Source organism: Bacillus sp. OTU530, from assembly GCF_038440375.1.
The window spans coordinates 1-13,736 of record NZ_JASATP010000043.1 but is presented as its reverse complement, the minus strand read 5'-3'; the positions used below and the strand labels follow the sequence as shown (position 1 = coordinate 13,736).

Sequence of the window (13,736 nt, the reverse complement as noted above, 5' to 3'; positions counted from 1 at the left end):
AACGTTGACACTGTATACGTCGGTTACCTAAACTTAATTTTGTACTTTATGTGACAAAAAGGAGGATTCTTATGAATATGAAAATAGAAACGAACTCCTCTTTTACAGAGCCGAAAACAAAGCAGCGAAAAAGCTGGCATGTATGGTGGAACTTACTTCGTCCACATACGCTAACAGCTGCATTTATTCCGGTTTTTATCGGAACTGTTTATGCACTTCACATCGGAGGGATCGATAAGATAAATCTTCCTCTTTTTTTTATGATGCTTCTTGCCTGTATTCTCATACAAGCGGCAACGAATATGTTCAATGAATATTTCGATTATAAAAGAGGTTTGGATCATGAAGGCTCTGTAGGAATTGGAGGCGCGATTGTACGCGAAGGCATCCAAGCAAAAACAGTCTTATATTTGGCATATAGCTTCTTTGCTGCTTCTATGCTAATCGGCATTTACATTTGTATACATTCGAGCTGGTGGCTTGCCTTAATCGGTCTTCTTAGTATGGCCGTCGGTTATTTTTACACGGGCGGTCCTCTGCCAATTGCTTATACACCGTTTGGTGAAGTAACAGCTGGATTATTTATGGGCGTTATTATTATCGGGATCGCTTTCTTTATCCAAACAGGAACGATTGTACCGGAGATTATCATCCTGTCGGTTCCAACCTCTATCTTAATTGGAGCTATTCTGCTTTCGAACAACATTCGCGATTTAGACGGGGATCAAGAAAATGGCCGTAAGACGCTGGCTATTCTCGTCGGGCGTCAAAATGCGATTCGCGTGCTAGCTGGGATGTTCATCATCTCTTATATTTGGTGTGTCGCACTTGTTTTTACAGGCATGGTATCGGCTTGGATTTTTATCGTATTTCTGAGTATTCCTAAAGCAATCGCTGCGACAAAAGGCTTCATTGGCAAACGCATTCCGCTTGAAATGATGCCGGCAATGAAAGCGACTGCGCAGACGAACACCATTTTTGGATTCCTGTTTGCACTTGGTTTATTATTGGATTATCTCTTTTAAAACGCAGGCCTTACCTGCGTTTTTTTACACTTTAGGAGGATAAAATTCCAACTGGAAGCGTATTGAATCGTTAGAAAGTTTTAGAAATAAAGTGTAAATACAGCTATGCTTCTCTCTTTGCCTAACGGCTCGCCAATCAACGAATTTTAGCAACCGAATTGAATGTTGGCTTACACGCTTCCCTTCCTTATATTTTTAGCAAAATGGTTCATACTACAAAAGAGATTACACAGAGGAAGGTGACCAGTATGCTTTCTCAACAACAGCTGGACGAGTTCAAAGCAACGCTGCTCCATGAAGAAAAAGAACTGGAATACAGCATTCAAATGCATCACAATAACGATAAAGATGGCATGCGCGACGCTACAAGTGAGCTTTCTCTATACGACAACCACCCAGGCGATACAGCGACCGATTTATTTGAGCGAGAAAAGGATTTTGGCATCATTGAATTTCGTGAAAAGCAACTAGCGGATGTAAGATATGCATTAGAAAAGATCGAAAATGGCACATATGGTATTTGCGAGGTATCTGGCGAAGAGATTCCTTTTGAGCGTTTAGAAGCTATGCCGACTGCTACAACGCTGATAGAACATACACATAATAAGCTCCGATTGGATATACGTCCAGTTGAGGAAGAGGTGTTGTACCCGCCTTTCGGTATTCATGATATGGACAACAAAAGGGAAAATGTTGCGTATGATTCCGAGGATAGCTGGCAGGATGTAGCGAATTACGGAACATCGGAGACGCCTTCTGATTTTGAAAGACGCGATAGTAAGCACTATAACTCCATGTTTAATGAATCTGATGAGCCCATAGGATATGTAGAGTCATTTGAAAACTTCATCGGAACAGATATATATGGAAAAAATCCACAGGTCTACCCTGGAGACGACCATGAGCTGTATGAAGATATGATTGATGACTACGACGAGCAAGCCTATCGAGGAGACCTCTCAGAAAACAGTTATTATCCGAGACAATAGGACAGTTGTTTCAAACAATATGAACGATACACCTTTCAATATAGTTGCTTGCCATAATACAAAAAGAGCATTCCATTACTGGAATGCTCATTATCTTATTACTTCTTTACTACGTTAGCAGCTTGTGGTCCGCGGTTTCCTTCAACAACTTCGAAAGAAACTTCTTGGCCTTCTTCTAAAGTTTTGAATCCTTCTCCTTGGATTGCGGAGAAGTGAACGAATACGTCGTTTCCGTCTTCTGCTTGGATAAATCCGTAACCTTTTTCACCGTTAAACCATTTTACTTTACCTACTTGCATTGTAGTACCTCCTAAATATAAGAAAAAAATGAAACTATTTACCCCACATATAGGAGGATATAAAGAAAACGATCTGTTCCAAGCATGTGACGAAAACATCAAACCATGGGTAAAGACGTGCTTTATTTCCGAAAGACTATATGTAGTTCAATAGTTACTTTAATTTATCATGAAAACGTATATTCAGTCAACTGAAAACTACGGATTGAATTGTAAAAAATAACAAAAAATTCATTCCACTCTTACTGTCTTTTCGATAAAATGGAGATATACATACAGGATAATAGGCAGGGCAGCAAACAACAGGAGAGGTGAATTAAAATGAAGGCACATGAAATTGATTACAAGCTTTACGGAGATGACATGCAATTCGTCGAAATTGAGTTAGATCCTCGTGAGAGCGTCATCGCAGAAGCTGGTGCGATGATGATGATGGAAGATGGTATTGACATGGAAACAGTGTTTGGTGACGGCTCTGAGCCAAAAGGACTGTTTGGAAAATTAATGGGTGCTGGAAAACGAATGGTAACTGGCGAAAGCTTGTTTATGACTGTTTTTACAAATAACAGTAGCGTGAAACGCCGTGTATCCTTTGCAGCATCCTACCCAGGAAAAATTGTTCCAGTAGACTTAACGCAATACGGCGAAAAGATTATTTGTCAAAAGGATGCATTTCTTTGCGCAGCAAAAGGAGTCTCTATCGGCATTGAGTTCACAAAAAAGCTGGGCACAGGCTTCTTTGGCGGGGAAGGCTTCATTATGCAAAAGCTTGAAGGTGATGGCTTGGCTTTTATGCATGCTGGGGGAACAATATACAAACGTGACCTGCAGCCAGGAGAACGTCTCCGTATTGATACAGGCTGCCTTGTAGCAATGACAAAGACAATCAACTACGATATCCAATTTGTCGGTAATGTGAAAACAGCTTTATTCGGTGGAGAAGGACTATTCTTTGCCACATTAGAAGGTCCAGGTACTGTCTGGATTCAATCCTTAACCCTCAGCCGTTTAGCGCAGCGTATCGCTGGCTCCGCAGCAGGTGTTAAAGGCGGTGGAGAAGGCAGTGTTCTTGGAGGAATCGGTCGTATGTTAGATGGGATCGATTAACAAAGCGAACCAGCATCGAAAGCGATGCTGGTTCGTTTCATATTTCACTGTAAGAAAGTATAATTTCCAGTTGGAAGATCCTTCGATGTAGCAGGAAATTTTAGCAATACAGTATAGATGTAACTATGCCCCCGTCTTCGCCCAAGTGCAGGACTCGCCACAGTTTTCTCCCGCCCATTCTCATCGATTGATATGTTTTTTTAAAAGCAAGTACAGCTTTGTCAGGCTGGGCTCCAGCATCCAGTCTGCATGATTGCCTCTGTCTCCTCATATATTGGATAGTGTTTGCGCATCACGATATAGGGCTAAGGGGGGTCCAATATGTTATTTTCAGCCGCCGACAAAGAGCTCGCCATGCTTCTGGCTGACTGCTGCGAGTTAACGTATGAACAGTACAAACAAAACGGTGTATTTCAACCGCCAAAAGGCTTTCAGCATATATGCGGTTTTCAAGCCCAAGCCATCGGAACAACGGAATGGTTCGGCTTTATTGCCGAATCAGAACAAGAGATTGTTGTCGCATTTCGCGGGACACAGTCCGACACTGATTGGATTGCCGATTCTCTCATCAACCAACGTATCTATCCGTACACAGCAAACAGCGGTCTCGTTCACAGTGGCTTTCTTTCTATCTACGAAACGTGTCGTGATTCTATTATGGAAACGCTTGTCACGCTTCCAAAGCAAAAAAGATTACTTGTAACCGGTCATAGTCTAGGAGGCGCTCTTGCCATTCTCCATATGCTTGATGCTAGAGTAAATACTTCATTTGCAGATTATATGATGTATAATTTCGCTGCCCCCAAAACAGGCGATATCGCTTTCCGCAACTACTACAATTTACAGGTCTCCAAAACCTTCCGGATTGTCAATCTTTTTGATGTGGTCCCACTCCTCCCGCCACACAAGATTAAGTTTGAAAAAGCATCTCAAGAATATGAATATTTTCATGTTAACAATAGCATCACATTTACCTCAAACCTTGGATCTATATCTAAAAATCATCACATTACCACCTATAAGTCGGCAATTGAACGCTGGCCATGAAAGGTAGACGACATCCTCAAACAGTTTGCCAAATAGAGATAGATATCCCCAGAAACCTCGCCGATTGGCGAGCCTGTCCTTGGGCGAAGACAGAAGCGTAGTTGCACTTGCACTGTATTCCTAAAGTTCACAATTATGTAAAATGAACTTCTAGCTGGAAATTCATACTTTCCTATAGTACAACAAATAACCCGCGCTATCGACGCGGGTTATTTACATTGATTTTCTCCTATAGAGATAATCAGTATCCAAAATTCTGTATTCACTTTCTAGCAAAAACAGGATTAATGTGCCAAATATCAGAAGCATATTGGGAAATGGTACGGTCGCTTGTAAAATAACCCGACCGCGCTACATTCGAGATGCTCATTTCGAGCCAACGGTTCCGATTTTCATAGGTCTTTCCAACCAGATCCTGCACATCGACGTACGGTGCAAAATCACGGAGTACAAAATATTCGTCGTTTTGGACAATAAGGGAGTCGTAAATGGCTTCAAACTCATCTCCCCCATCCGGGAAAAATCCATTGATAAGCTGATCAACTACCTTTTTAATTCGTTTATCATGATGATAGTAGTCACTAGAACGATAGCCCCCGCTTTGATAATAGTGCAGCACCTCTTCCGCCGTTAGACCGAAGATGAAAATATTGTCCGTCCCTGCTTCTTCTTGAATTTCAATATTCGCTCCGTCTAATGTGCCGACTGTTACTGCTCCATTCATCATAAATTTCATATTTCCTGTACCAGATGCTTCCTTGCTGGCTGTAGAGATTTGTTCGCTCACATCAGCGGCAGGAAAAATATCTTCAGCTAAGGAAACACGATAATTTTCTAAAAAGACAACCTTTAAACGGTCCCTTGTTTGCGGGTCATTGTTCACCTTCTCTGCCACTTCATTAATCAGCTTGATGATTTTTTTCGCATAGTAGTAGCCCGGAGAAGCCTTTGCCCCGAAAATAAAAGTGCGTGGATGCATCGTAAAGCTTTGATCTTCCTTCAAACGATTGTATAAGTGCATAATATGTAATACATTCAGCAGCTGCCGTTTATAAGCATGCAGACGCTTTACTTGCACATCAAAAATTGAATTCGTATCAACCCGTACTCCTGTTTGTTCTTCAATGCGCTTTGCCAGCAACTCTTTTCGAAGCTGCTTAACGCCATGAAATTTCTCACGGAATGCGGCATCTTGCTTATAACTCGCAAGAGCCTGCAGCTCCGTAGGCTTTCGAATCCAGCCTGGACCAATTGTGTCAGTAATTAGGCTTGCAAGCTGCGGGTTTGCCTTCAGCAGCCAACGTCGATGCGTAATACCATTTGTTTTATTGTTAAACTTTTCAGGATAATACTCATGAAACAGCTGCATCTCCCGCTTCTTCAGAATATCTGTATGAATTTTTGCAACACCGTTCACACTATGGCTTCCTGCAATGGCAAGGTGTGCCATCTTAACAAGATCATGAGCGATAATGGCCATGTCCTCAATGCGCTTCCAATCATACGGATACTTATCCCATAAATCACGGCAAAAACGCTCGTTAATCTCCTCCACAATCATATAGATACGAGGCAGTAACGGTTGAAAAATACGAACAGGCCATTTTTCAAGCGCCTCGGATAAGGTTGTATGATTCGTATATGAGACTGTATTTACGGTAATATTCCAGGCTTCCTCCCAGCTAAGCTTTTCCTCATCCAGCAAAATGCGCATTAATTCAGGAATAGCTAAAACAGGATGGGTATCATTAATATGAATGGCAACCTTCTCATGTAGGTTTCTTAATGTTCCATTTCGTTCGCGATGCAGCTTTACAATATTTTGTAGACTGGCTGACACGAGAAAATACTGCTGCTTTAGGCGCAATATTTTCCCTTCATCATGTGTATCATCAGGATACAGAAACTCTGAAACAGCCTCTGTTTCTCGTTTATATACGAGTACGTTTTGATTATTCGGCGGAAACGGCACAGGCTCCGCATTCCACAGACGCAGCGTATTCACCGTTTCTGTATCATATCCAACAACTGGGATATCATATGGCACCGCCATAATGACCTCCGCCTTACGATGATGAAACTCTAACTTTCCACCTATCTTGGATGTTTCTACATTTCCCCAAAAGCTAACTTCAACCGCTTGATCATGACGGCGCACTTCCCATACATTCCCGTGACGAAGCCATTGCTCTGGCAGTTCAACCTGATAGCCATTTACGATCTTTTGATCGAACAAACCATGCTTATAGCGAATCCCACATCCATGTCCTGGTAAATTCAGAGAAGCCAAAGAATCAAGAAAGCATGCTGCAAGCCTTCCAAGTCCACCGTTCCCAAGTCCAGCGTCCGCTTCATTTTCCTCTAACTCGTTCAAGCTAATCCCTAGTTCTTGAAGTCCTTCCTCGCACGTTTTCCAAATGCTGAGATTCATTAAATTACTGCCTAATAAACGACCGAGCAAAAATTCAATAGACAAGTAGTACATTTGTTTATGATTTTCTGTACGATTCCTCTCATTAGTAGCAATCCAACGGGAGCTAATATACTCCCGAATCATATGCCCTAATGTATTATATTGATCTCTTGGTGTGGAGTCTTTGAAGCTTTTCCCGTACATGGTTTCGAGCTTATCCAAAAAAGCTGCTTTAAAGCCTTCTTTACTTGAAAACATGCGCCTCACCTCTCTATCACTAGTCGACTAAGCTTTCATACAGCTCCTTATACTGTCTTGCTGACTGTCCCCAGCTGTAATCCTCACTCATCGCTCTCTTTACAAGCGTATCCCATACTTCTTTTTGGTGATAGCACGAAACAGCTCTCAGAATAGTATGCAGCATATCATGCGCATTGAAATTCGCAAAACTGAACCCGTTGCCTTCTCCTGTACTCTCATTATACGACTGTACTGTATCGTTCAGTCCCCCTGTCTCTCTTACAATCGGCAGGGTGCCATATTGTAAAGCTATAAGCTGTCCAAGACCGCACGGCTCAAATAAAGATGGCATTAAAAATAAATCAGCACCTGCATACACTTGATGTGCGAGCGATTCATTAAATCCTATGTATACCTTCACCTTGTCAGGATACCTAGCTGCCATTTCGTTAAAAAAGCTCTCATACTCCCGATCCCCTGACCCAACAACTAAAATTTGTACATCCTCAGCTGCTAATTCATGAAATACACGCTGGACTAAATCAAGCCCTTTTTGCTTTGTAAGGCGGGTTACCATAGAAATGATAGGTACATTTGCACGTTCCGGCAATTCAAACCGGCGCTGCAGCGCACGCTTGTTCTCCTGTTTAAGCTCTTGTGTTGCTTCACTATATTGCACTGCAATTTCTTGGTCAGTGCGCGGATTATAAAAAGCATCATCAATTCCGTTCACAATACCAGCTAGCTTATAGTTACATTCCCGCAGTAAGCCGTCTAGCTTTTCTCCAAAAAATGGGTATTGAATTTCTTCTTTGTATGTCGGACTGACCGCCGTAATCACGTCAGATGCGACGATGCCACCCTTCATAAAATTCATATTTCCATAAAATTCAAGCCGGTCATTTGTGAAATGCTCAGTTCCAAGACCAAGCAAATCGTGCATCACACTATAAGGGAATATCCCTTGGAATTGTAGATTATGGATTGTAAATGCAGTTTTTATATTTGAATACGGTTCAATTCCCTTATATTGCTCTTTCAACAAGTAGTTGGCCATTGCTGTATGCCAGTCATGACAATGTAAAACATCCGGAATAAAGTCCAGATGTGGAATACTCTCCAACACAGCTTTAGAAAAGAAGGAGAAGCGCTCACCGTCATCATAATGACCGTACAAAGAATCCCTTTTAAAGTAATATTCGTTATCTATTAAGTAGTACGTAATGCCATCTAGCTCTGTTTCGAAAATACCACAATGCTGATTACGCCAGCCAAGCTGTACTGTAATCACTTTTCGCAAAGTGCTGGATTCACGTAACCTCTCTGAGATAAGGCTATATTTGGGCAACATTACGCGTACGTCCATGCCAAGCTTTTTCAATTCCTTTGGGAGCGCACCCGCTACGTCGGCAAGACCTCCCGACTTAATAAATGGTACGCACTCAGATACTGCAAATAAAATATTCACGAATTCATCAACGCTCCTTGTACTGTTCCTTTTTCGACTACATACGGAACCTCTGCTGTCCCCGTTAAAATTGTTCCATCCTCAATTTTAACATCTTTGTCGATGATTACGCCGTCTAGTACACAATTCTCTCCAATTTGGCTTTTTTGCATAATGATGCTATTTCGGACAATAGAACCTTTTCCAATTTTCACAGAACGGAAGATAATACTATTATCTGTCTGCCCCTCAATAATGCTGCCATTGGCAATCATGGAATTGCCTACTTTCGCTTCCTTGCCATATCGTGTTGGAGGCTGATCCTTTACCTTTGTAAATATAGGCTCCCCTGTCATAAATAATTGTTTCCATACTTCCGGCTTTAACACTTCGATGCTGTGCTTATAATAGCTCTCTATTGAATCAATGATTGCAACATAGCCATCATACTCATATTTATGTGAGCATAAAGTACTGCATTGCTCTTTAACAACATCTATTAAACTATGGAATCCTTTATCTTTATATTGATGGAATAGATCCAGCAGCAAATCCTTTTCCATAATATATGTTTGCAGGGATTGTCCATCATGAAGTACTTCTGTAATGTCCGCCCCTGCTTCAATGTGACGCCTTAAAATTGGTTTAAAGTTCATTGCAGCGACAATATGACAATTCGTAATCACAATATATTTTTGTTTGCTTCGCAGAAAATAGTCCATATTTCTAGCAATATGATTGAAGGAACCAAATTCTTCGTTATCACCTTGACTGTTTGGCGTAAATACGAACAGGCCATCTCGTTTGCGATCCAAATCCCACTGTTTACCAGATCCGAGGTGATCCATTAAGGAACGGTTCTTATGCCCAGTAAAAATCGCCACGCTATGAATGTCAGAATTAACCATATTTGATAACATAAAATCAACTAAGCGATACCGCCCCCCAAAAGGAAGGGCAGCTAAAGAGCGATGCTGTGTCAGTGCCTGTAAAGATGAAAAGTCATACGTTGCGTTAATAATTCCTAACATGGATTCGTTCATATTTACCTAGTCCCCCTTCAGATTTCATCAGCCAAGAGAATAACATCCTCGCTATTTTTTAACGGACGAATAACAGCATTGTCCTCTATGATCATTCCAGGCGCAATAATTGCCCTTTCAATTTTTACATTTTTCCCTATACGTGCATCCGGCATAATAACGGAATCTTTTATGCTACTTCCTTCTCCAACAATCACACCCTGAAACACTACAGAATGCTGGATTTCTCCCTCAATCATACAACCTTCATTTACAAGCGATTCCTCTACAACCGCATTCGGTGCAATATACTGCGGAGGCTGATTTGGATTAACGGAATAAATGCGCCAATCCCGGTCATACAAATTAAGAGTGGAATCACCCTTTAACAGATCCATATTCGCTTCCCATAGGCTTTTGATTGTTCCAACATCCTTCCAATAGCCTTGAAATGGATATGCAACAATTTTTTTGTTTTCGTCAAGTAAAAGTGGGATAATGTCCTTGCCGAAGTCATTGCTTGAATCTGGATTTCGCTCATCCATCTCCAAAAATTCTTTTAGAATAGACCACTTAAATATATAAATCCCCATGGATGCAAGGTTGCTTTTTGGGAACTGCGGCTTTTCGTCAAATTCCACAATCTCCATAGCTTCGTTTGTATTCATAATGCCAAAGCGGCTCGCTTCCTCCCAAGGCACCTCAATAACAGAAATAGAAACATCCGCATCCTTTTCAATATGATAATCAAGCATTTTAGAATAATCCATTTTATAAATATGGTCACCTGATAAAATTAAAACATACTCAGGGTCATATTGCTTTAGATAGTTTATATTTTGATAAATTGCACTTGCCGTACCTGTATACCACTTTACGCCTGATGATTCCGAATAAGGGGGCAGCACTGTAACTCCCCCATTATTTCGATCCAAGTCCCAAGCACTGCCGATTCCAATATAAGAGTTAAGCACAAGAGGCTGATATTGTGTAAGAACACCGACTGTTTCAATGCCTGAGTTTACACAATTGCTTAAAGTGAAATCAATAATACGATATTTTCCCCCAAACGGTACAGCAGGCTTGGCTAAATATTTTGTAAGAGCACTTAAACGACTACCTTGTCCCCCGGCCAACAGCATGGCTACGCACTTTTTTCTCTGTCCCATCGCTTTTATTCCCCTTCCTTGCTTTCGCTGGTTTTAATATAGCTATTCCAAAAGGCGGTATTGTCATTTCAATATGAGACGGCTGACTATGATATGGCTCATGAACCGTTTTGATTCTTTTTCCATTTATTTGCCCAGACCCTCCATATTGCGTGCCATCACTATTCAGAATTTCTGAATACGAATTGAACGATGGAACTCCTATTCGGTAGTTCTCATACACATGTTCCGTAAAGTTACAAATAACAATCAGCATATCGTCTTCCTTGCTCCCTTTGCGAATGAAGGAGAAAATACTTTGCTCACGATTATCCGCATCAATCCATTCAAAGCCTTCATGTGTATGGTCAAGCTGCCAAAACGGTTTAGAATTCCTGTACAGCGTCATTAATTCTTTGAAATAATCATTCATAAGACGGTGCATTTCAAACTCATGAAGATCCCAATCCAAGTCTTCTAGGTCTTTCCATTCATCAAATTGCCCAAATTCCCCGCCCATGAACAGCAGCTTTTTCCCGGGATGTGTCATAAAGTAGCCATATAGAAGCCGAAGTTGTGCAAATTTACGCCAATAATCTCCAGGCATTTTATTTAAGAGTGATTTCTTTCCATGTACCACTTCATCATGAGAGAGCGGTAAAACAAAGTTTTCCGAATAGGCATACAGCAAAGAAAACGTGATTTTATCATGGATATGCTTCCGATGCTCCGGCTCGCATTCCATATACTTTAGCACGTCATTCATCCAGCCCATATTCCACTTATAATTGAAGCCGAGACCCCCTTCATATGTTGGGGCCGTTACAAGAGGCCAATCGGTAGAGTCTTCTGCGATCATAAGAACACTTGGATCATACTCGAACACTGCCTCATGCAGTTTCTGTAAAAAAGAAACGGCTAATTCATTTTTTTGAAACTGTCCATGTGCATTCCAATACAGCATGTTCGCAACAGCATCAACCCGAAATCCATCTACATGATAATATTTCAGCCAAAATAATGCGTTGGAAATGAGAAAACTCTGAACCTCAGGCTTTCCTACATCAAAGTTTGCTGTCCCCCATACTGGATTTTCCCTTACATGGATGTCTGTGTATTCGTATGTAGGTTCTCCATCAAACATATATAACCCATGTGCATCCTTACAATAATGCCCAGGCACCCAGTCTAAAATCACGCTGAGGCCATGCTCATGACAACGGTCAATGAAATACATTAAATCCTCAGGCTTACCATAACGGCTTGTTGGAGAATAGTAACCGGTTCCTTGATATCCCCATGAGCGATCATATGGATGCTCAACAAGCGGCATAATTTCAATATGTGTAAACTGATGCTCCAGAACATATGGAATCAGTTCCTCTGCCATCTCACGATATGAATAAAAAGAACCATCCTCTTTTAGCTTCCACGAACCAAAATGAAGCTCATAAATGGCCATAGGTTCTTCAAATACTTTCTTTCGCTTTTTAGCACGCATCCATTTTTGATCATTCCACTTATATTCTCCCAAAGGATGGACAATAGAAGCTGTATTCGGCCTTAATTCAGAGAAAAATGCATAAGGATCTGCTTTTAACAGGACTCGGCCGTCCTTTGTTTGAATCGCATACTTATATAACTCTCCTTGACCAATACTTGGAATAAACAAGGACCAAATGCCCTCGGGATTTAGCTTCTCCATTACATAATCTTCTCTGCTCCAGTCGTTAAACTCACCAACAACACTGATGCTTTTAGCATGGGGAGCCCAGACAGAGAAACGAGTCCCCTCAATTCCACCCTCGGTTGTTATATGTGCTCCAAAGGCCTGATAGCTTTCGTACAAACTCCCTTCATGGAACAAATGAACTTCATAATCTGTAGGATGGGTTGTAACCATGTGTTTCACCTCACAAAGATAAATAACATTTCTTACATAAAGGTATTCTGTAAAAAAGCTTAAATCCCTTGCAAAATTCGAGCAAAATCCCATAGTTTCGTTCGCTAAAATATGTCATTTTTCGCCGAATCAGGCGTTTTATATCATATATTGGCGATAAATAAATTAAAATCGTTTTGAACCTAAAAAGCGTTATTCCTTTTGGAGAAAAACTTGATTTTAATATGGCATGTTATTCTTTTAAGTTATACTTTTAGAGGAAATAGCGATATTAATGATCCACATAACTTTATTAAAAAAGCTTTGATCAATTGTAAAATATTTCATCAACAAAAATGAACCAGACGTTTTCAGAGAAGAGCTAGAGGGGGGATTTAATTAGATCCTTGCAGTAGACAAAATAGGGCACAGTCAACTACCCATCGCTTAAACGTTAACACGTTTTTCCCACAAGGGGACTTCCGTTGGTCGAAAGTGGGGGCTTGAAAAAGCTTAGTTGTCTAGTCTGAGTCTCTGGTATATGGTGAGCCATAGCGAGGGACTACGTTGGGTCAGTCAATACGGCTTTGTGTGATTCCCAAGCACAATCTGTCGTTCAGGCTCTGTAACAGTTCTAAGAGGTAGGAACGGTCAACCTGGTGCAGGAAGCTGATTCAACATGGACGAAGGGAAACAAACTCTAAGGAGGAACGAAACTTGCGAGTATTCGTTATGAATGTACGTGGAGAGATGCTGATTTGTTCCTTTTTACTCTGCCGTAATTGGCTAGCGGGTTTCTTTCTTAAAGCACAAAATAAAAAAGAGTTAGCGAAATTTCGCTAACTCTTTTTTATATGACCCGTACGGGATTCGAACCCGTGTTACCGCCGTGAAAGGGCGGTGTCTTAACCGCTTGACCAACGGGCCTAAATGGCAGAGAAGAAGGGATTCGAACCCTCGCACCGGTTACCCGATCTACTCCCTTAGCAGGGGAGCCCCTTGAGCCACTTGGGTACTTCTCTGTATGGCTCCGCAAGTAGGATTCGAACCTACGACCTATCGGTTAACAGCCGATTGCTCTACCGCTGAGCTATTGCGGAATAATTAAATTTTGAAT

11 protein-coding genes and 3 tRNA genes are annotated in these 13,736 nt (G+C 41.2%); 5 read left to right on the top strand and 9 right to left on the bottom strand.

The window, feature by feature from the left end; all coding sequences use genetic code 11:
- The first annotated feature begins 71 nt into the window (after positions 1-71).
- Both AAHB12_RS23585 and AAHB12_RS23580 read left to right on the top strand, forming a co-directional pair.
- Positions 72-1,025, top strand: coding sequence for a 1,4-dihydroxy-2-naphthoate polyprenyltransferase (locus tag AAHB12_RS23585; protein ID WP_129730686.1), 954 nt, complete (start codon positions 72-74; stop codon positions 1,023-1,025).
- Positions 1,026-1,273: 248 nt separating this feature from the next.
- Positions 1,274-2,014, top strand: a complete 741-nt coding sequence (locus AAHB12_RS23580; RefSeq protein WP_129730688.1) for a TraR/DksA C4-type zinc finger protein — start codon at positions 1,274-1,276, stop codon at positions 2,012-2,014.
- A gap of 98 nt (positions 2,015-2,112) precedes the next feature.
- On the opposite strand, the gene AAHB12_RS23575 is transcribed toward AAHB12_RS23580, so the two are convergent.
- Positions 2,113-2,313, bottom strand: coding sequence for a cold-shock protein (locus AAHB12_RS23575; RefSeq protein WP_129730690.1), 201 nt, complete (start codon positions 2,311-2,313; stop codon positions 2,113-2,115).
- 321 nt (positions 2,314-2,634) lie between these two features.
- Here AAHB12_RS23575 and AAHB12_RS23570 point away from each other — a divergent pair, with 321 nt between their 5' ends.
- Both AAHB12_RS23570 and AAHB12_RS23565 read left to right on the top strand, forming a co-directional pair.
- Complete coding sequence (locus AAHB12_RS23570; RefSeq protein ID WP_342047447.1) at positions 2,635-3,420, top strand: TIGR00266 family protein; 786 nt, start codon at positions 2,635-2,637, stop codon at positions 3,418-3,420.
- Positions 3,421-3,741: 321 nt separating this feature from the next.
- Entirely contained in the window at positions 3,742-4,467 is a 726-nt protein-coding gene (locus tag AAHB12_RS23565) for a lipase family protein (protein ID WP_129730694.1), read from the top strand.
- A 262-nt stretch (positions 4,468-4,729) separates the two neighbouring features.
- Here AAHB12_RS23565 and AAHB12_RS23560 read toward each other — a convergent pair whose 3' ends face one another.
- The 5 genes from AAHB12_RS23560 to glgB are packed head-to-tail and all read right to left on the bottom strand — an operon-like array spanning position 4,730 to position 12,640.
- Positions 4,730-7,138 carry a glycogen/starch/alpha-glucan phosphorylase gene (locus tag AAHB12_RS23560; protein ID WP_129730696.1) on the bottom strand — a complete coding sequence of 803 codons (2,409 nt, stop codon included), beginning with the start codon at positions 7,136-7,138 and terminating at the stop codon, positions 4,730-4,732.
- 19 nt (positions 7,139-7,157) lie between these two features.
- The gene (gene glgA / locus AAHB12_RS23555) at positions 7,158-8,588 is read right to left on the bottom strand and encodes a glycogen synthase GlgA (protein ID WP_342047446.1); all 1,431 of its coding nucleotides are present in this window, start codon (positions 8,586-8,588) and stop codon (positions 7,158-7,160) included.
- Entirely contained in the window at positions 8,585-9,610 is a 1,026-nt protein-coding gene (locus AAHB12_RS23550) for a sugar phosphate nucleotidyltransferase (RefSeq protein ID WP_129730700.1), read from the bottom strand. The genes glgA and AAHB12_RS23550 overlap by 4 nt, the downstream gene beginning before the upstream one ends.
- Positions 9,611-9,627: 17 nt before the next feature.
- The gene (locus AAHB12_RS23545) at positions 9,628-10,731 is read right to left on the bottom strand and encodes a glucose-1-phosphate adenylyltransferase (protein WP_342047484.1); all 1,104 of its coding nucleotides are present in this window, start codon (positions 10,729-10,731) and stop codon (positions 9,628-9,630) included.
- Positions 10,706-12,640, bottom strand: a complete 1,935-nt coding sequence (gene glgB / locus AAHB12_RS23540; RefSeq protein ID WP_342047445.1) for a 1,4-alpha-glucan branching protein GlgB — start codon at positions 12,638-12,640, stop codon at positions 10,706-10,708. Before glgB ends, AAHB12_RS23545 begins: the two co-directional genes overlap by 26 nt.
- Before the next feature lie 696 nt (positions 12,641-13,336).
- Between glgB and AAHB12_RS23535 the strand changes: the two genes are divergently transcribed.
- On the top strand, positions 13,337-13,462 hold the full coding sequence (locus AAHB12_RS23535) for a hypothetical protein (protein WP_281278913.1): 126 nt from the start codon (positions 13,337-13,339) through the stop codon (positions 13,460-13,462).
- 12 nt (positions 13,463-13,474) lie between these two features.
- Here the strand turns inward: AAHB12_RS23535 and AAHB12_RS23530 are convergent.
- The 3 genes from AAHB12_RS23530 to AAHB12_RS23520 form a co-directional block, all read right to left on the bottom strand.
- Positions 13,475-13,546, bottom strand: a tRNA-Glu gene (locus AAHB12_RS23530).
- 4 nt (positions 13,547-13,550) lie between these two features.
- Positions 13,551-13,641: transfer RNA gene (locus AAHB12_RS23525), tRNA-Ser, on the bottom strand.
- Positions 13,642-13,644: 3 nt separating this feature from the next.
- Positions 13,645-13,719 (bottom strand) — tRNA-Asn (locus AAHB12_RS23520).
- Positions 13,720-13,736 lie beyond the last annotated feature (17 nt).

What these genes read in the sequence shown, in the direction of transcription:
- AAHB12_RS23550 (WP_129730700.1), bottom strand. Translation starts at nt 9,610, where the DNA reads ATGAACGAATCCATGTTAGGAATTATTAACGCAACGTATGACTTTTCA.
- AAHB12_RS23565 (WP_129730694.1), top strand. Translation starts at nt 3,742, where the DNA reads ATGTTATTTTCAGCCGCCGACAAAGAGCTCGCCATGCTTCTGGCTGAC.
- AAHB12_RS23580 (WP_129730688.1), top strand. Translation starts at nt 1,274, where the DNA reads ATGCTTTCTCAACAACAGCTGGACGAGTTCAAAGCAACGCTGCTCCAT.
- AAHB12_RS23575 (WP_129730690.1), bottom strand. Translation starts at nt 2,313, where the DNA reads ATGCAAGTAGGTAAAGTAAAATGGTTTAACGGTGAAAAAGGTTACGGA.
- AAHB12_RS23570 (WP_342047447.1), top strand. Translation starts at nt 2,635, where the DNA reads ATGAAGGCACATGAAATTGATTACAAGCTTTACGGAGATGACATGCAA.
- AAHB12_RS23545 (WP_342047484.1), bottom strand. Translation starts at nt 10,731, where the DNA reads ATGCTGTTGGCCGGGGGACAAGGTAGTCGTTTAAGTGCTCTTACAAAA.
- glgB (WP_342047445.1), bottom strand. Translation starts at nt 12,640, where the DNA reads ATGGTTACAACCCATCCTACAGATTATGAAGTTCATTTGTTCCATGAA.
- AAHB12_RS23585 (WP_129730686.1), top strand. Translation starts at nt 72, where the DNA reads ATGAATATGAAAATAGAAACGAACTCCTCTTTTACAGAGCCGAAAACA.
- AAHB12_RS23560 (WP_129730696.1), bottom strand. Translation starts at nt 7,138, where the DNA reads ATGTTTTCAAGTAAAGAAGGCTTTAAAGCAGCTTTTTTGGATAAGCTC.